Source organism: Streptomyces sp. NPDC016845, assembly GCF_044332585.1.
Classification (GTDB): Bacteria; Actinomycetota; Actinomycetes; order Streptomycetales; family Streptomycetaceae; genus Streptomyces.
In genome coordinates, this window is record NZ_JBIRPI010000017.1 from 157,845 (window position 1) to 175,816 (window position 17,972).

The 17,972-nt window shown below is 67.1% G+C and carries 24 protein-coding genes; 20 read left to right on the forward strand and 4 right to left on the reverse strand.

Going from position 1 to position 17,972, the window contains the following annotated elements; genetic code table 11:
* Nucleotides 1–13 precede the first annotated feature (13 nt).
* The 20 genes from rplN to truA all read left to right on the forward strand — a co-directional run bounded on the left by rplN (nucleotide 14) and on the right by truA (nucleotide 11,838).
* Nucleotides 14–382, forward strand: a complete 369-nt coding sequence (rplN, locus tag ACH4RC_RS30760; protein ID WP_003974257.1) for a 50S ribosomal protein L14 — start codon at nucleotides 14–16, stop codon at nucleotides 380–382.
* A gap of 2 nt (nucleotides 383–384) precedes the next feature.
* Nucleotides 385–708: a 50S ribosomal protein L24 gene (rplX, locus tag ACH4RC_RS30765; protein WP_394433430.1), complete on the forward strand. Its 324-nt coding sequence runs from the start codon at nucleotides 385–387 to the stop codon at nucleotides 706–708.
* Nucleotides 708–1,265 carry a 50S ribosomal protein L5 gene (rplE, locus tag ACH4RC_RS30770; RefSeq protein WP_324772721.1) on the forward strand — a complete coding sequence of 186 codons (558 nt, stop codon included), beginning with the start codon at nucleotides 708–710 and terminating at the stop codon, nucleotides 1,263–1,265. Before rplX ends, rplE begins: the two co-directional genes overlap by 1 nt.
* A 5-nt stretch (nucleotides 1,266–1,270) precedes the next feature.
* Nucleotides 1,271–1,456, forward strand: a complete 186-nt coding sequence (locus ACH4RC_RS30775) for a type Z 30S ribosomal protein S14 (protein ID WP_003948630.1) — start codon at nucleotides 1,271–1,273, stop codon at nucleotides 1,454–1,456.
* Nucleotides 1,457–1,668: 212 nt separating this feature from the next.
* A complete protein-coding gene (rpsH, locus tag ACH4RC_RS30780; RefSeq protein ID WP_028812365.1) occupies nucleotides 1,669–2,067 on the forward strand; it encodes a 30S ribosomal protein S8 in 399 nt (132 codons plus the stop codon).
* A gap of 24 nt (nucleotides 2,068–2,091) precedes the next feature.
* Nucleotides 2,092–2,631 carry a 50S ribosomal protein L6 gene (gene rplF, locus ACH4RC_RS30785; RefSeq protein ID WP_361080955.1) on the forward strand — a complete coding sequence of 180 codons (540 nt, stop codon included), beginning with the start codon at nucleotides 2,092–2,094 and terminating at the stop codon, nucleotides 2,629–2,631.
* Nucleotides 2,632–2,634: 3 nt separating this feature from the next.
* Nucleotides 2,635–3,018, forward strand: a complete 384-nt coding sequence (rplR, locus tag ACH4RC_RS30790; protein WP_398206687.1) for a 50S ribosomal protein L18 — start codon at nucleotides 2,635–2,637, stop codon at nucleotides 3,016–3,018.
* 62 nt (nucleotides 3,019–3,080) lie between these two features.
* On the forward strand, nucleotides 3,081–3,689 hold the full coding sequence (gene rpsE / locus ACH4RC_RS30795; RefSeq protein WP_161304255.1) for a 30S ribosomal protein S5: 609 nt from the start codon (nucleotides 3,081–3,083) through the stop codon (nucleotides 3,687–3,689).
* Nucleotides 3,689–3,868: a 50S ribosomal protein L30 gene (rpmD, locus tag ACH4RC_RS30800; RefSeq protein WP_013001408.1), complete on the forward strand. Its 180-nt coding sequence runs from the start codon at nucleotides 3,689–3,691 to the stop codon at nucleotides 3,866–3,868. Before rpsE ends, rpmD begins: the two co-directional genes overlap by 1 nt.
* A 2-nt stretch (nucleotides 3,869–3,870) precedes the next feature.
* On the forward strand, nucleotides 3,871–4,326 hold the full coding sequence (rplO, locus tag ACH4RC_RS30805) for a 50S ribosomal protein L15 (protein ID WP_398206689.1): 456 nt from the start codon (nucleotides 3,871–3,873) through the stop codon (nucleotides 4,324–4,326).
* 236 nt (nucleotides 4,327–4,562) lie between these two features.
* On the forward strand, nucleotides 4,563–5,876 hold the full coding sequence (gene secY / locus ACH4RC_RS30810; protein ID WP_398206691.1) for a preprotein translocase subunit SecY: 1,314 nt from the start codon (nucleotides 4,563–4,565) through the stop codon (nucleotides 5,874–5,876).
* Nucleotides 5,876–6,523, forward strand: coding sequence for an adenylate kinase (locus tag ACH4RC_RS30815; protein WP_398206692.1), 648 nt, complete (start codon nucleotides 5,876–5,878; stop codon nucleotides 6,521–6,523). The genes secY and ACH4RC_RS30815 overlap by 1 nt, the downstream gene beginning before the upstream one ends.
* A 114-nt stretch (nucleotides 6,524–6,637) precedes the next feature.
* On the forward strand, nucleotides 6,638–7,474 hold the full coding sequence (map, locus tag ACH4RC_RS30820) for a type I methionyl aminopeptidase (RefSeq protein WP_398206693.1): 837 nt from the start codon (nucleotides 6,638–6,640) through the stop codon (nucleotides 7,472–7,474).
* Between the two features lie 161 nt (nucleotides 7,475–7,635).
* Nucleotides 7,636–7,857, forward strand: a complete 222-nt coding sequence (gene infA, locus ACH4RC_RS30825) for a translation initiation factor IF-1 (protein ID WP_004927214.1) — start codon at nucleotides 7,636–7,638, stop codon at nucleotides 7,855–7,857.
* A 58-nt stretch (nucleotides 7,858–7,915) separates the two neighbouring features.
* Nucleotides 7,916–8,029, forward strand: coding sequence for a 50S ribosomal protein L36 (gene rpmJ / locus ACH4RC_RS30830; protein WP_003974245.1), 114 nt, complete (start codon nucleotides 7,916–7,918; stop codon nucleotides 8,027–8,029).
* A 219-nt stretch (nucleotides 8,030–8,248) separates the two neighbouring features.
* Entirely contained in the window at nucleotides 8,249–8,629 is a 381-nt protein-coding gene (rpsM, locus tag ACH4RC_RS30835; RefSeq protein ID WP_398206695.1) for a 30S ribosomal protein S13, read from the forward strand.
* A 64-nt stretch (nucleotides 8,630–8,693) separates the two neighbouring features.
* Nucleotides 8,694–9,098, forward strand: coding sequence for a 30S ribosomal protein S11 (rpsK, locus tag ACH4RC_RS30840; RefSeq protein WP_003948617.1), 405 nt, complete (start codon nucleotides 8,694–8,696; stop codon nucleotides 9,096–9,098).
* Between the two features lie 116 nt (nucleotides 9,099–9,214).
* Nucleotides 9,215–10,237 (forward strand): DNA-directed RNA polymerase subunit alpha, encoded by a 1,023-nt coding sequence (locus ACH4RC_RS30845; protein WP_398206697.1) that lies wholly within the window; start codon nucleotides 9,215–9,217, stop codon nucleotides 10,235–10,237.
* Nucleotides 10,238–10,358: 121 nt separating this feature from the next.
* A complete protein-coding gene (rplQ, locus tag ACH4RC_RS30850) occupies nucleotides 10,359–10,853 on the forward strand; it encodes a 50S ribosomal protein L17 (protein ID WP_398206698.1) in 495 nt (164 codons plus the stop codon).
* Between the two features lie 142 nt (nucleotides 10,854–10,995).
* A complete protein-coding gene (gene truA, locus ACH4RC_RS30855; RefSeq protein WP_398206700.1) occupies nucleotides 10,996–11,838 on the forward strand; it encodes a tRNA pseudouridine(38-40) synthase TruA in 843 nt (280 codons plus the stop codon).
* A 52-nt stretch (nucleotides 11,839–11,890) separates the two neighbouring features.
* On the opposite strand, the gene ACH4RC_RS30860 is transcribed toward truA, so the two are convergent.
* From ACH4RC_RS30860 to ACH4RC_RS30875, 4 genes are read right to left on the reverse strand one after another with little or no spacing between them, the layout of a single operon-like run.
* Nucleotides 11,891–13,936 carry an acyltransferase family protein gene (locus ACH4RC_RS30860; RefSeq protein WP_398206702.1) on the reverse strand — a complete coding sequence of 682 codons (2,046 nt, stop codon included), beginning with the start codon at nucleotides 13,934–13,936 and terminating at the stop codon, nucleotides 11,891–11,893.
* A 20-nt stretch (nucleotides 13,937–13,956) separates the two neighbouring features.
* A complete protein-coding gene (locus ACH4RC_RS30865; protein WP_398206704.1) occupies nucleotides 13,957–15,054 on the reverse strand; it encodes a sugar phosphate nucleotidyltransferase in 1,098 nt (365 codons plus the stop codon).
* 15 nt (nucleotides 15,055–15,069) lie between these two features.
* Nucleotides 15,070–16,308, reverse strand: a complete 1,239-nt coding sequence (locus ACH4RC_RS30870) for a glycoside hydrolase family 113 (RefSeq protein ID WP_398206706.1) — start codon at nucleotides 16,306–16,308, stop codon at nucleotides 15,070–15,072.
* Between the two features lie 21 nt (nucleotides 16,309–16,329).
* Nucleotides 16,330–17,778 carry a glycosyltransferase family 2 protein gene (locus ACH4RC_RS30875; RefSeq protein WP_398206707.1) on the reverse strand — a complete coding sequence of 483 codons (1,449 nt, stop codon included), beginning with the start codon at nucleotides 17,776–17,778 and terminating at the stop codon, nucleotides 16,330–16,332.
* Between the last annotated feature and the right edge of the window lie 194 nt (nucleotides 17,779–17,972).

The window sequence follows — 17,972 nt, forward strand, 5'->3', positions numbered from 1 at the left end:
ACAGGAGATAGACGTGATCCAGCAGGAGTCGCGACTGCGCGTCGCCGACAACACGGGTGCGAAGGAAATTCTCACCATCCGTGTTCTCGGTGGCTCGGGTCGCCGCTACGCGGGCATCGGTGACGTCATCGTCGCCACCGTCAAGGACGCGATCCCCGGTGGCAACGTGAAGAAGGGTGACGTCGTCAAGGCGGTCATCGTTCGCACCGTCAAGGAGCGCCGCCGTCCGGACGGCTCGTACATCCGCTTCGACGAGAACGCCGCTGTCATTCTCAAGAACGACGGCGACCCTCGCGGCACCCGTATCTTCGGCCCCGTCGGCCGTGAGCTGCGCGAGAAGAAGTTCATGAAGATCATCTCGCTCGCGCCGGAGGTGCTGTAAGCATGAAGATCAAGAAGGGCGACCTGGTCCAGGTCATCACCGGTAAGGACAAGGGCAAGCAGGGCAAGGTCATTGCCGCTTACCCGCGCGACGAGCGCGTCCTGGTCGAGGGTGTCAACCGGGTCAAGAAGCACACCAAGGCCGGCCCCACGGCCACCGGCTCGCAGGCCGGCGGCATCGTGACCACCGAGGCCCCGATCCACGTCTCCAACGTCCAGCTGGTCGTGGAGAAGGACGGCAACAAGGTCGTCACGCGCGTCGGTTACCGCTTCGACGACGAGGGCAACAAGATCCGCGTTGCCAAGCGGACGGGTGAGGACATCTGATGACTACCACCACGAACCCGCGTCTGAAGCAGAAGTACCGCGACGAGATCAAGGGCAAGCTGCAGGAAGAGTTCTCGTACGAGAACGTCATGCAGATCCCCGGCCTCGTCAAGATCGTGGTCAACATGGGTGTGGGTGACGCCGCGCGTGACTCCAAGCTCATGGACGGTGCCGTCCGCGACCTGACCACCATCACCGGTCAGAAGCCGGCCATCACCAAGGCCCGCAAGTCCATCGCGCAGTTCAAGCTGCGTGAAGGCCAGCCGATCGGTGCCCACGTCACGCTCCGTGGCGACCGCATGTGGGAGTTCCTGGACCGCACCCTGTCGCTCGCGCTCCCGCGCATCCGCGACTTCCGTGGTCTGTCCCCCAAGCAGTTCGACGGCCGTGGCAACTACACCTTCGGTCTCACGGAGCAGGTCATGTTCCACGAGATCGACCAGGACAAGATCGACCGCGTCCGGGGTATGGACATCACCGTGGTCACCACGGCGACCAACGACGACGAGGGCCGCGCCCTCCTTCGTCACCTCGGCTTCCCGTTCAAGGAGGCGTGAGCGAGATGGCGAAGAAGGCTCTCATTGCCAAGGCTGCTCGTAAGCCCAAGTTCGGTGTGCGTGGCTACACCCGCTGCCAGCGTTGTGGCCGCCCGCACTCCGTGTACCGCAAGTTCGGCCTGTGCCGCGTCTGCCTTCGTGAGATGGCTCACCGTGGCGAGCTGCCGGGCGTGACCAAGAGCTCCTGGTAGTCCCCGCTTTTCGGGACTGCTTGGATCTCTCGGTAAGTAAGAGGTCGGCAGAGACTCCTGCTCTCATGGCTTAGGCTAGGAGGGTTGGGCGCTCTGCCGCCCTCACCGACTTACTACGCCGTAGGTCCCCGCGCCGCACCCGTCCCGCCCCTGTGTGGGGAGAGGGATGGCGCATACAGGAAACCCCGGCGAGAGAGGCCGAAGGCCAATTCATGACCATGACTGATCCGATCGCAGACATGCTTACGCGTCTGCGGAACGCGAACTCGGCGTACCACGACACCGTGGCTATGCCGCACAGCAAGATCAAGTCGCACATCGCCGAGATCCTCCAGCAGGAGGGTTTCATCACCGGCTGGAAGGTCGAGGACGCCGAGGTCGGCAAGTCCCTCGTCCTGGAGCTGAAGTTCGGCCCGAACCGTGAGCGTTCGATCGCCGGCATCAAGCGGATCTCCAAGCCGGGTCTGCGCGTTTACGCGAAGTCCACCAACCTGCCGAAGGTCCTCGGTGGCCTGGGCGTGGCGATCATCTCCACGTCGCACGGTCTCCTGACCGGCCAGCAGGCAGGCAAGAAGGGCGTGGGTGGGGAAGTCCTCGCCTACGTCTGGTAGCGGAAGGGAACGGAGGAAACAGCTATGTCGCGTATTGGCAAGCTCCCCATCACGGTTCCCGCCGGCGTGGACGTCACCATCGATGGCCGCACGGTCACGGTGAAGGGTTCCAAGGGCACCCTGAGCCACACCATCGTCGCGCCGATCGACATCGCCAAGGGTGAGGACGGCGTCCTGAACGTCACCCGCCCCAACGACGAGCGTCAGAACAAGGCCCTGCACGGCCTGTCCCGCACGCTGGTGGCGAACATGATCACCGGCGTGACCACGGGTTACGTGAAGAAGCTCGAGATCAGCGGTGTCGGTTACCGCGTCCTGGCGAAGGGCTCCAACCTGGAGTTCTCGCTCGGCTACAGCCACCCGATCCTGGTCGAGGCGCCCGAGGGCATCTCGTTCAAGGTCGAGTCGCCGACCAAGTTCTCGGTCGAGGGCATCGACAAGCAGAAGGTCGGCGAGGTTGCGGCCAACATCCGCAAGCTGCGCAAGCCCGACCCGTACAAGGCCAAGGGCGTCAAGTACGAAGGCGAAGTCATCCGCCGCAAGGTCGGAAAGGCGGGTAAGTAAGCCATGGCATACGGTCAGAAGATCGCTAAGGGCGACGCTTACAAGCGCGCTGCAATCAAGCGGCGCCACATCCGTATCCGTAAGCACATCTCGGGTACGGCCGAGCGTCCGCGCCTGGTCGTGACGCGCTCCAACCGCAACATCGTCGCCCAGGTGATCGACGACGTGCAGGGTCACACCCTCGCGTCGGCGTCCACCCTGGACTCGTCGATCCGCGGCGGCGAGGGCGACAAGTCCGCGCAGGCCAAGTCGGTCGGCGCCCTGGTCGCCGAGCGCGCCAAGGCCGCCGGTGTCGAGGCCGTCGTGTTCGACCGTGGTGGTAACCAGTACGCCGGGCGCATCGCCGCCCTGGCGGACGCCGCCCGCGAAGCCGGACTCAAGTTCTGAGTCGCCCGCCACGCAGTGGTTATCAGCTGCGTAGCTAGCGGAAAAAGAGAGAGGTAATTCCAATGGCTGGACCCCAGCGCCGCGGTGGCGGTGCCGGTGGCGGCGAGCGGCGGGACCGGAAGGGTCGCGACGGTGGCAACGCCGCCGCCGAGAAGACCGCGTACGTTGAGCGCGTTGTCGCGATCAACCGCGTCGCCAAGGTTGTGAAGGGTGGTCGTCGCTTCAGCTTCACTGCGCTCGTCGTAGTGGGCGACGGTGACGGCACCGTGGGTGTCGGTTACGGCAAGGCCAAGGAGGTGCCGGCCGCCATCGCCAAGGGTGTTGAGGAGGCCAAGAAGCACTTCTTCAAGGTCCCCCGTATCCAGGGCACCATCCCGCACCCGATCACGGGCGAGAAGGCCGCGGGCGTCGTCCTGCTCAAGCCTGCTTCCCCCGGTACCGGTGTTATCGCCGGTGGCCCGGTGCGTGCCGTGCTCGAGTGCGCGGGCGTGCACGACATCCTGTCGAAGTCGCTCGGCTCGTCGAACGCGATCAACATCGTGCACGCGACCGTGGAGGCCCTGAAGGGCCTGCAGCGTCCCGAGGAGATCGCGGCCCGCCGCGGTCTGCCGCTCGAGGACGTCGCTCCCGCGGCTCTGCTGCGTGCGCGTGCCGGGGCTGGTGCTGCGTAATGGCACAGCTCAAGATCACGCAGACGAAGTCGTACATCGGCAGCAAGCAGAACCACCGTGACACCCTGCGTTCCCTCGGTCTCAAGGGGATCAACACGCAGGTCGTCAAGGAGGACCGCCCCGAGTTCCGCGGCATGGTGCACACCGTCCGCCACCTCGTGACGGTTGAGGAGGTCTGATCATGGCGGAGAACAACCCGCTGAAGATCCACAACCTCCGTCCGGCCCCCGGCGCCAAGACCGCCAAGACCCGTGTCGGTCGTGGTGAGGCGTCGAAGGGTAAGACGGCCGGTCGTGGTACCAAGGGCACCAAGGCCCGTTACCAGGTTCCGGAGCGCTTCGAGGGTGGCCAGATGCCCCTCCACATGCGTCTCCCGAAGCTCAAGGGCTTCAAGAACCCGTTCAAGACCGAGTTCCAGGTCGTGAACCTGGACAAGCTGTCCTCGCTCTACCCCGAGGGTGGCGAGGTCACGGTCGAGGGCCTGGTCGCCAAGGGCGCCGTGCGCAAGAACAGCCTCGTCAAGGTCCTGGGCCAGGGCGAGATCTCCGTGGCGCTGCAGGTGACGGTCGACGCCGTCTCCGGCTCCGCCAAGGAGAAGATCACCGCCGCGGGCGGTACGGTCACCGAGCTCGTCTGAGTCCAGACGCCGTCTCGATGACATGAGCGATCCCGACCGGGGATACCCCACAAAAGGGGTATCCCCGGTTGGTCGTTCCTAGGGGGCCATGTCCGCCGGTAAGGTGGCGTCCGCTGTTAATTTGCGGGCTAGTTGAGTGTCCCCGGCACCAATCCCGGATCTTGACCGTTACCCATTCGTCGAATCCTCAAGACCGTCACCTCTGACGCACGCGCGCGGGGGTCGCAGGAGGCACCGTGCTCACCGCGTTCGCCCGGGCGTTCAAGACGCCCGACCTGCGCAAGAAGCTGCTCTTCACGCTGGGCATCGTCGTGATCTACCGGCTCGGGGCGCATGTCCCGATCCCCGGTGTGGATTACACGAACGTCCAGACGTGCATGGACGTGGCCAACTCCAGCACCGGCCTGTTCGGTCTGGTCAACATGTTCAGCGGTGGCGCGCTGCTGCAGATCACGGTCTTCGCGCTCGGCATCATGCCGTACATCACCGCGAGCATCATTCTGCAGCTGCTCACCGTGGTGATCCCGCGCCTCGAAGCCCTCAAGAAGGAGGGTCAGGCCGGTACCGCGAAGATCACGCAGTACACCCGGTACCTGACCGTGGCGCTCGCCATCCTTCAGGGCACGGGCCTCGTCGCCACCGCCCGTACCGGCGCCCTGTTCCAAGGGTGCCCCGTCGCGAGTGAGATCGTCCCCGACCAGTCGATCTTCATCACCATCACGATGGTCATCACGATGACCGCCGGTACCTGCGTCATGATGTGGCTCGGTGAGCTGATCACCGACCGCGGCATCGGCAACGGCATGTCGATCCTGATGTTCATCTCGATCGCCGCCACCTTCCCGTCCGCCCTGTGGGCCATCAAGAAGCAGGGCTCGCTGGCCGACGGCTGGATCGAGTTCGGCACCGTCATCCTCGTCGGCCTGGTCATGGTCGCCTTGGTGGTCTTCGTCGAGCAGGCCCAGCGCCGTATCCCGGTGCAGTACGCGAAGCGCATGATCGGCCGTCGTTCCTACGGCGGTACGTCTACGTACATCCCGCTCAAGGTGAACCAGGCGGGTGTGATCCCGGTCATCTTCGCCTCGTCGCTGCTGTACATCCCCGCGCTGGTCGCCCAGTTCGCCGGCGGTGACTCGCAGTGGAAGGTGTGGATCGACGACCACCTGACCAAGGGAAACCACCCGTACTACATCATCACGTACTTCCTTTTGATCGTGTTCTTCGCCTTCTTCTACGTGGCGATCTCGTTCAACCCCGAGGAAGTCGCGGACAACATGAAGAAGTATGGTGGCTTCATCCCGGGCATCCGGGCTGGCCGACCGACCGCTGAGTATCTTTCGTACGTACTCAACCGGATCACCTGGCCGGGTTCGCTGTACTTGGGGCTGATCGCACTCGTACCGACGATGGCGTTGGTTGGTTTCGGGGCAAACCAGAACTTCCCGTTCGGCGGCACCAGCATCCTGATCATCGTGGGTGTTGGTCTTGAGACGGTGAAGCAGATCGAGAGCCAGCTTCAGCAGCGCAATTACGAAGGGTTCCTCCGCTGATGCGAATCGTCCTCGTCGGGCCGCCTGGTGCCGGCAAGGGAACGCAGGCCGCGTTCCTTGCCCAGAACCTGTCGATCCCGCACATCTCCACGGGCGACCTCTTCCGTGCCAACATCAGCCAGGGCACGGAGCTGGGCAAGCAGGCCAAGTCGTTCATGGACGCGGGCCAGCTGGTACCGGACGAGGTCACCATCGGGATGGCCAAGGACCGCATGGAGCAGCCGGACGCCCGGAACGGCTTCCTGCTCGACGGCTTCCCTCGCAACGTCTCGCAGGCCGAGGCGCTCGACGTCGCCCTCAAGGCGGACGACATGAAGCTGGACGCGGTCCTGGACCTGGAGGTCCCCGAGGACGAGGTGGTCAAGCGCATCGCCGGCCGCCGCATCTGCCGTAACGACTCCGCGCACGTCTTCCACGTCGAGTACAAGCAGCCGAAGACCGAGGGCGTCTGTGACGTCTGCGGCGGTGAGCTGTACCAGCGTGACGACGACAAGGAAGAGACCGTCCGCAAGCGGCTCGAGGTCTACCACACGCAGACCGAGCCGATCATCGGTTACTACCGTGAGCAGGGGCTCGTGAAGACGATCTCCGCGCTCGGCAAGGTGGAAGAGGTCACGGCGCGGGCCATGGAGGCCCTGGGCCGCTAGACCCTCTCTTCCGTGCTACGTGGCTGAGGCCGCGGTTCCCTGTCCCGGGGGCCGCGGCCTTAGTGTTGGGGTGTACGTACACCTCGTACCGGATGACGGAGAGCGCAGGCCCCCATGGTGCAGATCAAGACCCCCGACCAGATTCGCAAGATGCGGGAGGCGGGGCTTGTCGTCGCGGCGATCCACGCCGCGACCCGTGAGGCGGCCGTGCCGGGCGCGACCACCAAGGACCTGGACGAGGTCGCCCGCAAGGTGATCGCCGAGCACGGCGCGAAGTCGAACTTCCTCGGCTACGGCGGGTTCCCCGCGACCATCTGCACCTCGAAGAACGAGGTGGTCGTCCACGGTATCCCGAGCGACGAGGTCGTCCTCGAGGACGGCGACATCATCTCCATCGACTGCGGCGCGATCGTCGACGGCTGGCACGGCGACGCGGCGTACACCGCGTTCGTCGGCTCCGGTCACTCCGCGGAGCTGCTCGAGCTCTCCCGGGTGACCGAGGAGTCCATGTGGGCCGGGATCGCCGCCATGAAGCAGGGCAACCGGCTCGTCGACGTCTCCCGCGCCATCGAGACGTACATCCGCCGCCAGCCCAAGCCCGGCGGCGGCAAGTACGGCATCGTCGAGGACTACGGCGGCCACGGCATCGGCACCGAGATGCACATGGACCCGCACCTGCTGAACTACGTCGAGCGCCGCCGCGGCAAGGGCCCCAAGCTCGTCCCCGGCTTCTGCCTCGCCATCGAGCCCATGGTCTCCCTCGGCACCCCCCGTACGGAGGTCCTGTCGGACGACTGGACGGTCATCACGACGGACGGCACGTGGTCCTCCCACTGGGAGCACTCGGTGGCGCTGACGGAGGAGGGGCCGCTCGTCCTGACGGCGCCCGACGGCGGCAGGGCGAAGCTGGCGGAGATGGGCGTGACGGCGGCGCCGGATCCGTTGGCGTAAGCGCTGCGTCGGTGGCTTAGGGATCTTGCCGGTAGGGCAGAATTCTCGGATTCGTCTTTCCGGGGGTGCTGACGTAGACTGACTCGTCGGCTCTCGTGTATCTGCATGTCCGCATGCGTGGCGCGAGAGTCGATCAAGGTAGTCGATTCGAAGGGCGAAGCGTGGCCAAGAAGCAAGGTGCCATCGAGATCGAAGGCACTGTCGTCGAGTCTCTTCCGAACGCGATGTTCAGGGTGGAGCTCCAGAACGGCCACCAGGTCCTGGCACACATCAGCGGCAAGATGCGTATGCACTACATCCGCATCCTCCCTGACGACCGGGTCGTGGTGGAGCTGTCTCCGTACGACCTGACGCGTGGCCGGATCGTCTACCGGTACAAGTAGATCTTGCCCGGTCCCGCTTCCCGCGGGGCGCCGGCAACTGACCCGGAGAACCTCACCCATGAAGGTCAAGCCGAGCGTCAAGAAGATCTGCGACAAGTGCAGGGTGATCCGCCGTCACGGTCGGGTCATGGTGATCTGCGACAACCCGCGCCACAAGCAGCGCCAGGGCTGACGCACGACTGACTGCAGTTCGTTCGCAGAGTTTCGCGCGACGCACGCAACACATTGAGTACATATGCAGGGCCCGTCGGCAGGCACAGGATTCTGAGCACTGCGGCGACACCTTCGGTCGGAGGCCGGGGACCCAGTCGTACCGAACCGCTCATCGTGGCGGGGACGGCGGCGGGGAGTGGCTCTGCTGCAGACCTCCGAAAATCAACAGGAGCCATGAATGGCACGCGTTGAAGGCGTTGACCTCCCGCGCGACAAGCGCATCGAGGTCGCCCTCACCTACGTGTTCGGCATCGGCCGTACGCGCGCCCAGCTGACGCTGGACACCGTGGGCGTCGACCGCGACATCCGCGTCCGCGACCTGAGCGAGGAAGACCTCGTCAAGATCCGCGAGTACGTGGACCAGAACTTCCAGACCGAGGGTGACCTCCGTCGCGAGATCCAGGCCGACATCCGCCGCAAGGTCGAGATCGGCTGCTACCAGGGTCTGCGCCACCGTCGTGGTCTGCCGGTCCGCGGCCAGCGCACCAGCACGAACGCGCGTACCCGCAAGGGCCCGCGTCGCGCCATCGCCGGTAAGAAGAAGCCGGGCAAGAAGTAGTCCTCAGCGGACGCTTTTCAGCGGTCTTCGCTGTAGGACCGACCACCTCCCGTAGGAGAACGACATGCCCCCCAAGGGACGTCAGGGCGCTGCCAAGAAGGTGCGCCGCAAGGAAAAGAAGAACGTCGCTCACGGCCACGCGCACATCAAGAGCACGTTCAACAACACGATCGTGTCCATCACGGACCCGACCGGCAACGTGATCTCGTGGGCCTCCGCCGGCCACGTCGGCTTCAAGGGCTCCCGCAAGTCCACGCCGTTCGCCGCGCAGATGGCCGCCGAGTCGGCTGCCCGTCGCGCGCAGGAGCACGGCATGCGCAAGGTCGACGTCTTCGTCAAGGGCCCGGGTTCCGGTCGTGAGACCGCCATCCGTTCGCTCCAGGCGACCGGCCTCGAGGTCGGCTCGATCCAGGACGTCACGCCGACCCCGCACAACGGCTGCCGTCCCCCCAAGCGTCGTCGCGTCTGACGCTCGGACGTTTTGAGGTTTCGGGCGGTACGGCTCCTCGGGGCGGTGCCGCCCGTACCCTTGTTCTATCTCAGGGCATCAAATAGTGGGTGCCCCTGAACTGAAGGACTCCATTCATGCTGATCGCTCAGCGTCCCTCGTTGACCGAAGAGGTCGTCGACGAATTCCGCTCCCGGTTCGTGATCGAGCCGCTGGAGCCGGGCTTCGGCTACACCCTCGGCAACTCGCTCCGCCGGACCCTGCTCTCCTCGATCCCGGGTGCGGCGGTCACGTCCATCCGTATCGACGGTGTCCTGCACGAGTTCACCACCGTGCCGGGTGTGAAGGAAGACGTCACCGACCTCATCCTGAACATCAAGCAGCTGGTCGTGAGCAGCGAGCACGACGAGCCCGTGGTGATGTACCTGCGCAAGCAGGGGCCTGGTCTGGTCACCGCCGCCGACATCGCGCCCCCGGCCGGTGTCGAGGTGCACAACCCCGACCTCGTCCTCGCCACGCTCAACGGCAAGGGCAAGCTGGAGATGGAGCTGACCGTCGAGCGCGGTCGCGGCTATGTCTCCGCCGTGCAGAACAAGCAGGTCGGTCAGGAGATCGGGCGCATCCCGGTCGACTCGATCTACTCGCCGGTTCTCAAGGTGACGTACAAGGTCGAGGCCACGCGTGTCGAGCAGCGCACCGACTTCGACAAGCTGGTCGTCGACGTCGAGACCAAGCAGGCCATGCGTCCCCGTGACGCCATGGCGTCCGCCGGCAAGACCCTGGTGGAGCTGTTCGGTCTGGCGCGCGAGCTCAACGTCGACGCCGAGGGCATCGACATGGGTCCGTCGCCGACGGACGCCGCCCTGGCGGCGGACCTCGCGCTCCCCATCGAGGAGCTCGAGCTCACCGTCCGGTCGTACAACTGCCTCAAGCGCGAGGGCATCCACTCCGTGGGTGAGCTCGTCGCGCGCTCCGAGGCGGATCTGCTCGACATCCGCAACTTCGGTGCGAAGTCGATCGACGAGGTCAAGGCGAAGCTGCATGGTATGGGCCTCGCCCTGAAGGACTCGCCTCCCGGGTTCGACCCGACCGCCGCGGCCGACGCCTTCGGCGCCGATGACGATGCGGACGCCGGGTTCGTGGAGACTGAGCAGTACTAGTTTGATTTTGGCTGCGGGCCGGTTTGTGGCTGGTCGCGCAGTTCCCCGCGCCCCTGACGGGGCGCGGTGCCACTGACCTCGGTACCTGATACGGCCGGGGCAGACAACAAGGAGAAACACCATGCCGAAGCCCACCAAGGGTGCCCGTCTGGGCGGCAGCGCCGCGCACGAGAAGCTGCTTCTCGCGAACCTGGCCAAGCAGCTCTTCGAGCACGGCAAGATCACGACGACCGAGGCCAAGGCCCGTCGTCTGCGCCCGTACGCGGAGCGTCTGGTCACCAAGGCGAAGAAGGGCGACCTTCACAACCGCCGCCAGGTGCTGTCCGTCATCACCGACAAGAGCATCGTGCACACGCTCTTCACGGAGATCGGCCCGCGCTACGAGAACCGTCCGGGTGGTTACACCCGTATCACCAAGATCGGTAACCGCCGTGGCGACAACGCGCCCATGGCCGTCATCGAGCTGGTCGAGGCCCTGACGGTCGCGCAGCAGGCCACCGGTGAGGCCGAGGCCGCCACCAAGCGCTCCGCCAAGGACGCCGAGGCTGCCGCTCCGGCCGCCGAGGTCGTCGAGGACGCGACGCCGGCTGCCGCCGAGGAGTCGAAGGACGCCTAGTCGTCCATCGGGTGCTGTCTTTGGGCGGCTGCGGCTATGTCGTGGCTGGTCGCGCAGTTCCCCGCGCCCCTCAGGGCGCTTTGAGCGGGCCCGCCCTTTCACAAGGGCGGGCCCGCTTTTTCGTCGGTGAGAGGATCTTTGGGTGAGTGACGATGTAGCGGACGGGTTCGTGCGGGTGCGGCTCGATCTGTCGTACGACGGGACCGACTTCTCCGGGTGGGCCAAGCAGCCCGGCGGTCGCCGGACCGTCCAGGGGGAGATCGAGGACGCGCTGCGGACCGTGACCCGGTCCCTTCGGACGTACGAGCTGACCGTGGCCGGGCGGACCGATGCCGGGGTGCACGCGCGGGGGCAGGTGGCGCACGTCGACCTGCCGGACGCGGTGTGGGCCGAGCACGGGGACAAGCTGGTCAAGCGGCTGGCCGGGCGGCTCCCCCGGGACGTGCGGGTCTGGCGGGCCGGCGCGGCGCCGGACGGGTTCGACGCGCGGTTCGCCGCGCTGTGGCGGCGCTACGTCTACCGCGTCACCGACCGGCCGGGCGGCGTCGACCCGCTGCTGCGCGACCACGTGCTGTGGCACGACTGGGAGCTGGATGTCGCGGCGATGGACGTCGCGGCGAAGTCGCTGGTCGGGGAGCACGACTTCGCCGCGTACGCGAAGAAGCGCGAGGGCGCGACGACGATCCGGGAGATCCTCGACTTCGGGGCCGGGCGGCGCGGCGACGGCGTCATCGAGATCGAGGTGCGCGCGGACGCGTTCTGCTACAACCAGGTGCGCTCCATGGTCGGCGCGCTGCTGTTCGTGGGGGACGGGCACCGGGGCACCGAGTGGCCGCGGAAGGTGCTCGACGCGGGGGTGCGGGACAGCGCGGTGCATGTGGTGCGGCCACATGGGCTGACGTTGGAGGAGGTGGCTTATCCGGCGGACGAGCTGCTTGCGGAGCGCCAGGTGAAGGCGCGGCGGGTGCGCGTCCGGGGGCAGTGACGGGTCCGCCCCGGTCGCGGACGCGACCGGGGCGGGACTGTTCCGAGCGTCCTCAGGCCTTGTCCAGGATCTCCTTCAGGGCCGGCTGGAGGAACGGCTTCAGCGTCTTGGAGTACGACGACGTGATGTGGCTGTTGTCGAAGTAGACGACCTGGTCGCCGATGACCGAGGGGCAGACGTCGGAGGCGCAGAACGCGGGGGTCGTGTCGATGACCTCGGCGCCGTACTTCGTGGCGACGTCCCGTTCCATGGCACGCAGCTGCGTGTACTCCAGGGCCTGCCACTCCTTGCGGTTGCAGGGCGTGATGTTGTCGATGTGGGTGGCCAGGCAGTCGGGCACGTTCTGGCCGGGCTGCGGGGTGTCCGTCATGTAGACCAGCTCGGCGCCGGTCTCCTTGAACACCTTGAACGAGGCCTCGGCGCCGGTGCGGTTGGCCTCACCACGGGTACGGCCCGTGACGACGAGGACATCGGGCTTGATCTTCTTCAGCTCCGCGAAGGCGGATTCGCGCCAGGTGTCGCACTCGGTGTACCGGCGGTTCTGGCCGGGGTAGATGATGTCGTACTTCTGCGGAGAGCAGCCACCCTTGGTGATGGTCACGATCCGGAAGCCGAGTTCCTTGCCGATGTCGTTGTAGACGTCGTCCCACTGCCAGGCGTGCGAGTCGCCGAAGAGGACCAGCGTCTTGGCGCCCTTGGCGTCTCCCATGACGCAGAACTGGCGCATCTTGAAGACCTTGACCTCGAAGTTGTCGATGCAGCCGTGCTTCGACATGTTCTTGGGGGCCTTCTCGAGCGAGCCCTGCACGGTGGCCGAGAGCGCGGTGCGGTGGACCGACTCCTCGACCGACGCCTGGCTCTTGTACCCGACCGCGACCGTGCTGGACGAGGCCGTGGCCAGGTTGAGCGGGATGATCGCGGCGAGGGCCATCGCGCCTGCCGTGCCCGCGGTGGCGAAGCCGCCGGTGAAGACGCCCTTCCAGGGGCGGGCGATGAGCGAGACGGCCTTGCGGAGCTTGCGCTCGACGGCGTAGTGGAGCAGGCAGGCGAGCAGGAACGACAGGACGACGACGCGCATCCGCTCCGAGAAGGTGAAGTCGCGGTCGACTATGGAGGGCCAGAGCACGAGCAGCGGCCAGTGCGTCAGGTACCAGCCGTAGCTGACGTTGCCGACGAAGTCGAAGACGGGGTTGTCGAGCAGCCGCTCGGCGCCGAACCGCGGGTCGGCGCAGCCGCCGGCGATGACGAGCAGGGCGCCGGCGACCGGTCCGGCCACCGCGTAGCCGGGCAGCGGGGTCTCCGAGGTGATGAGCATCGCGGTGCCGAGCGCGGTGGCGAGGCCCAACCAGGAGAGGAACGCGGCGAAACCCCGGTTCATGCGGGAGGCGTACGGCGCGAGCAGGGCGAGCAGCACGCCGGAGGTGATCTCCCAGATGCGGGTGTGCGTGGCGAAGTACGCGAGCGGCTGGTCGGTCGGGGTCTTGGACCAGCCGAGGTAGAACGAGGTGCCGATGACGCCGACCAGGAACACGCCGACCAGGACCCGGTTCCTGAGGATCAGGCGGCTGAGCCAGACCATCGCGACGAGGGCGATCGGCGCGGCGACGTAGAACTGCTCCTCGATGCCCAGGGACCAGAAGTGCTGGTACGGGGACTGGGAGCCGTCGTTGGCGAAGTAGTCGGTGCCGTTCTCGACCAGGCGCCAGTTCAGGAAGGAGAGCGAGGCGGCGAGGCCGTCCTCCACGTAGCTGTAGAACTTCAGCGGGCTGCCGTAGAGCCAGGCCGCGATGCCGGTGGCGACCACGACGATGGCCATGGGCAGCGTCAGACGGCGGAAGCGGCGCGCCCAGAACTTGGTCAGTGAGACCTTGCCGGTCTTCTCGATCTCCGCGAAGAGCTGGCCGCCGATGAGGAAGCCGCTCAGGACGAAGGACACGTCCACGCCACCGTGGATGTCGAGGATGCCGCAGTGCATGGCGACGACCATCATGATGGCGACGGCACGCAGGCCCTGGATGTCGGGGCGGTACTTGCGAAGGCGTTCGTCCTTGGCGGCCGGGGCCGAGTGGTCGGCGGCCCGGGAGCGATGGCGGGACATGTCTCTCCAGTAACGGACGGTCAGTGGACGGTCGAGCAGGCGGTGGCCGTCCCGCTGACGCGTACTCCCTGGGCGGGGATGCGGATGCCGCACGCGAGGCGGAGCTGGGCGGGGAGTTCGTTGTCGGCGCCGATGTGGGCGTGGCAGCCGACGACGGTCTCGCGCAGGAGCGAGTCGCTGCCGATCGTGGAGTCGTGGTCGACGACGGAGTCGAGGACGCGGGCGCCCGCGTCCACGGTGACGCCGGCGCCGATGATGGAGCGGTCGACGACGGCGCCGGGGCCGATGACGGCGTGCGGGCCGATGGTCGAGCCGCCGGTGACGCGGGCGGCCGGGTCGACGACGGCGGTGGGGTGGATCAGGGCGTCGCCTTCGGGGCCGACGAGGGGTGACGTGGCCCGCCCGGTGACGAGATCGGCGGAGCCCTGCACGAAGGCGAGCGGGGTGCCGAGGTCGCGCCAGTAGCCGCTGGTGATGTGGCCGAAGACGCGGTGGCCCGCGGCGACGAGGCCGGGGAACGTCTCCTGTTCGACGGAGACCTCGCGGTCGGCGGGGATCGCGTCGAGGACGGAGCGGCGGAAGACGTAGCAGCCCGCGTTGATCTGGTCGGTGACGATCTCCTCGGCCGTCTTGGGCTTCTCCAGGAAGGAGAGGACCCGGCCGTCCTCGGCGGTGGGGACCAGGCCGAAGGCGCGGGGGTCGGGGACGCGGGTGAGGTGGAGCGTCACGTCCGCGTCGCGCTGCCGGTGGTCGGCGAGGACCGCCCGCAGGTCGAGGCCGGAGAGGATGTCGCCGTTGAGGACGAGGACCGCGTCGTCGGGGCCGCCGCGCAGCAGCCGGCCCGCGTTGCGGATGGCGCCGCCGGTGCCGAGGGGGACCTCCTCGACCGCGTACGAGATCTCCAGGGAGTCGCCGAAGTCCTTGAACTCCTCCTCGAAGAGGCTCGCCAGGTAGGAGGTCGCGAAGACGACGTGGGTGACGCCCGCGTCCATCAGCTTGGCGATCTGGTGCCGGATGAAGGAGGTGCCCGCCACGCTGAGCAGCGGCTTCGGGGTGTGGTTGGTCAGGGGGCGCAGGCGCGTGCCCTTGCCGCCCACCAAAATGATGGCTTCTTGCATGGTTGCCTCGCTCGGTCAGCTCTTGGTGTCGACGCCGGGGCCGGCGTAGTCGGAGGTGAAGCAGGACTTGATGGCCTTCTCCGTCAGGGGACGGCCGGCGAAGTCCAGGCGAGAGGCGTGCTTGTCGTCCGGCGGGGTGTTGGGGTCGTCGTCGAACCAGATCGACCACCAGTAGACGCCCTGCATCTTGCGCTCCTGGACCACCTGGCAGACGGCGGTGTACCAGTTGGCCTGCACCTTCGGGTTCAGGGCGCGCTTGGTGTAGAAGTCGCCGGGGGCCTGGTAGGCGCCGTCCATGGCGCCGATGCCGGCCTCGGCGAGGGTGATGTGGGGCAGGGGGCCCTTGGCCTTCTTGTCGAGCCAGGTGTTCCAGCCGTCGACCAGCGCCGAGACGGGCGCGGTGTCCGGCACCTTCACGGGGAAGTAGGAGTCGACGCCGAGGTGGCTGACCGGCACGTTGATGCGGCCGGCGACGTAGTTGTCCCAGTTGGCGTCGTAGGCGACCTCGCTGGAGGTCGTCTGCTCCGCGTACGAGACGAGGGACTGCCAGTTGACGTCGCCCTCGAGGGAGTTCAGCTCGGTGCCGACGACGAAGGTGTCCGTCTTCGTCTCGTGGGCGGTCTTGAGGTACGGGGTGAGGAACTTCTTGTACGAGGCGAACCACGCGGAGCGCGAGGCGGGCTCGATGTTGCCGCGCCAGCCGGTCGGCGGGTTCAGGGACGCCTCGTCCATGGTCGGGCGGAGCGTGGTGCGAAGACCCGCCTCCTTGAAGACCTTCAGGACGATGCCGACGCGCTCGGCGGAGGGCGTCTTGGCCCCGGCCCGCAGCGTGTTGGAGGTCGGGCCCTCGGTGACGAAGGGGAAGGAGAGGGAGACCGAGTTGGCGCCGAGGCCGATGAGGTACGTGGCCTGCTTCTGGGCCTGCGCCTCGATGAAGGCGTCGGTCCGTTGCTTCGGCTCCTCCTCCCAGTAGTACTGCACGCCCCACTGGGGCATGCCGTCCTTCCACACCTTGGCGACCTTGGTGGGGTCGGCGGCGGGGGTGGTGCCGTCGGCGGAGGCGGCCGGGGTGTCGGAGGTGTTCTTCTCCGAGCCGTGGCGGGTCTCCTCCGGCACGTCACCCTTGACGATCCTGGGCACCGCGGAGCCGGACTCCCACCGCACGGGGTGGTCGCCGAGCACGAAGGGTGTCGCGATGACTACCGTCAGTACGGTGGCCGGGAAAAGGGCGAGCAGGGGCAGTCGCGAGCGCATGTCAGTGAGTTCTTCCGGGGGTCAGGCGGGCTTGGCGATCACGACGAACTTGTTCTCCTCGCGGCGCGCGAACTTCACGAAGCCGCGCAGGCCGCCGACGCCCTCGAGGACGGAGAAGACGGGGATGAGGGCCGTCACGACGATCGGCTCCCACCACCTGCGTCGGCCGCTGAGCGAGGCGAGCGCGTTGAGGCGCAGCCCCTCCCAGTAAGTCCAGATCACGTAGGCGAAGTTGAGCGCCCACAGGATGACCACGGACTGGGTCACGGGCGAGGTGTTCATGTCGTTGAAGAGCCAGCCGATGAGCAGCACGGCACCGATGTGCTGGAGCGGGCCGAGGATCCAGGTGGTCACGCAGACCGAGAGGAACCAGCGGTAGCGCAGCGGGACGGCGCGGTTGAAGCAGAGCGCCACGAGCCCCCAGGCCCAGCGCTCGCGCTGCTTGATGAAGTCGGCCGCGTTGGCGGGGGAGGCGCCGTAGCAGCGCCCGTTGAACCAGTCGCTGCGACCGGGGTACTTGCGGCAGAACGTGAGGGCGAGCCGGGCGTCCTCGACGATCTCCTTGGGGCCGAAGTCCCAGCCGATCTCGGCTTCGATGGAGGCGCGCAGGACGAGGAGCTCGCCGTGGACGCCTGCGGCCGGGGTACCCATGCCGGTCAGCGCCCGGAAGCGGGCGATGTCGTCGGCGGGGCGCACGGCGTCGGCGAGCCAGGTGAACAGCGAGACCGCGTTCTCCCGGGGGTAGGTGAGGATGCCCTGGGCCATGTGCTTGGCCTCGTCGGGGTGGGCGCGGCGCTGGCGGTTGATGAACTGGGCGAGGGAGCTCGCGGTGTCGGGGCCGACACCGGTGTCGTCGTCCATGTGCAGCACCCACACGTACTCCAGGGCCTCGCCCTCGGCGATGCGGAGTTCGTGTGCGTAGTGGTTGGCGCGCGCCTTGAAGCGGGTGCCGTTGGCCGGGGTGTAGTCCTTGGGCACCGTGATCACCCGCATCAGCGGGTGGGCGGCGGCCAGGGCGTCGATCCGCTCGGCGGCCTCGCAGCCCTCCTCGGTGAGGATGTCGACGCGCATGTGCGGGAAGTACTCCGGCAGGTGCTGCACGTAGGACAGGACCGAGCGCTCGAGCGCCGGGTAGGTGTCGTGGCGTCCGATGGTCGGGCACAGGGCGATCAGGAAGTCCTGCTCGGCCGGTGCGGGCGGCACCATGCGGTCGCTCTTGCGGACCCGGCGGCGGATCAGGAACGCGCCCTGGATACCGACGAGGACACCGGCGGCCGGCAGGGACCAGACGATGGTCAGGATCCAGCTCATGACGGACGAGCTGGGGCGGTACGTCCAGAGTCCGAAGACTATGAGCAGCAGGAACGGCACCAGGAACGGCAGGACACCCGGCCGCCACGAAGCGGTGCGCTTCGCGAGCTTCTGGTTGTGCCGCGACAGCGGCGCGCTCCCGTCGACGATGGTCGCCATGACGACTGTTGACCCCCCATGGATCGGCTGCGCGTCGGGGCGGCAGCCGACCTGGCCGTGGGGGGGGGGGGCCCCCCCCCCCCCCCCCCGGGGGGGGGGGGGTTGGGGGACCCACCCCCACGAATTGGGGGGGAAATGAATTAAGAAAAAAATACACCCCCCCACCCAACAAACCCAAAAAAAACAGTGCAAAA

Excerpts from the sequence above, each read along its gene's own strand:
- rplQ (WP_398206698.1), top strand. The coding sequence starts at position 10,359 with ATGCCGAAGCCCACCAAGGGTGCCCGTCTGGGCGGCAGCGCCGCGCAC.
- rplX (WP_394433430.1), top strand. The coding sequence starts at position 385 with ATGAAGATCAAGAAGGGCGACCTGGTCCAGGTCATCACCGGTAAGGAC.
- ACH4RC_RS30845 (WP_398206697.1), top strand. The coding sequence starts at position 9,215 with ATGCTGATCGCTCAGCGTCCCTCGTTGACCGAAGAGGTCGTCGACGAA.
- rpmD (WP_013001408.1), top strand. The coding sequence starts at position 3,689 with ATGGCACAGCTCAAGATCACGCAGACGAAGTCGTACATCGGCAGCAAG.
- ACH4RC_RS30875 (WP_398206707.1), bottom strand. The coding sequence starts at position 17,778 with ATGGCGACCATCGTCGACGGGAGCGCGCCGCTGTCGCGGCACAACCAG.
- rplE (WP_324772721.1), top strand. The coding sequence starts at position 708 with ATGACTACCACCACGAACCCGCGTCTGAAGCAGAAGTACCGCGACGAG.
- rpsE (WP_161304255.1), top strand. The coding sequence starts at position 3,081 with ATGGCTGGACCCCAGCGCCGCGGTGGCGGTGCCGGTGGCGGCGAGCGG.
- ACH4RC_RS30775 (WP_003948630.1), top strand. The coding sequence starts at position 1,271 with ATGGCGAAGAAGGCTCTCATTGCCAAGGCTGCTCGTAAGCCCAAGTTC.
- rpmJ (WP_003974245.1), top strand. The coding sequence starts at position 7,916 with ATGAAGGTCAAGCCGAGCGTCAAGAAGATCTGCGACAAGTGCAGGGTG.
- rpsK (WP_003948617.1), top strand. The coding sequence starts at position 8,694 with ATGCCCCCCAAGGGACGTCAGGGCGCTGCCAAGAAGGTGCGCCGCAAG.
- ACH4RC_RS30870 (WP_398206706.1), bottom strand. The coding sequence starts at position 16,308 with ATGCGCTCGCGACTGCCCCTGCTCGCCCTTTTCCCGGCCACCGTACTG.
- rpsH (WP_028812365.1), top strand. The coding sequence starts at position 1,669 with ATGACCATGACTGATCCGATCGCAGACATGCTTACGCGTCTGCGGAAC.
- rplO (WP_398206689.1), top strand. The coding sequence starts at position 3,871 with ATGGCGGAGAACAACCCGCTGAAGATCCACAACCTCCGTCCGGCCCCC.
- ACH4RC_RS30815 (WP_398206692.1), top strand. The coding sequence starts at position 5,876 with ATGCGAATCGTCCTCGTCGGGCCGCCTGGTGCCGGCAAGGGAACGCAG.
- rplR (WP_398206687.1), top strand. The coding sequence starts at position 2,635 with ATGGCATACGGTCAGAAGATCGCTAAGGGCGACGCTTACAAGCGCGCT.
- map (WP_398206693.1), top strand. The coding sequence starts at position 6,638 with ATGGTGCAGATCAAGACCCCCGACCAGATTCGCAAGATGCGGGAGGCG.
- ACH4RC_RS30865 (WP_398206704.1), bottom strand. The coding sequence starts at position 15,054 with ATGCAAGAAGCCATCATTTTGGTGGGCGGCAAGGGCACGCGCCTGCGC.
- rplF (WP_361080955.1), top strand. The coding sequence starts at position 2,092 with ATGTCGCGTATTGGCAAGCTCCCCATCACGGTTCCCGCCGGCGTGGAC.
- ACH4RC_RS30860 (WP_398206702.1), bottom strand. The coding sequence starts at position 13,936 with ATGTCCCGCCATCGCTCCCGGGCCGCCGACCACTCGGCCCCGGCCGCC.
- rpsM (WP_398206695.1), top strand. The coding sequence starts at position 8,249 with ATGGCACGCGTTGAAGGCGTTGACCTCCCGCGCGACAAGCGCATCGAG.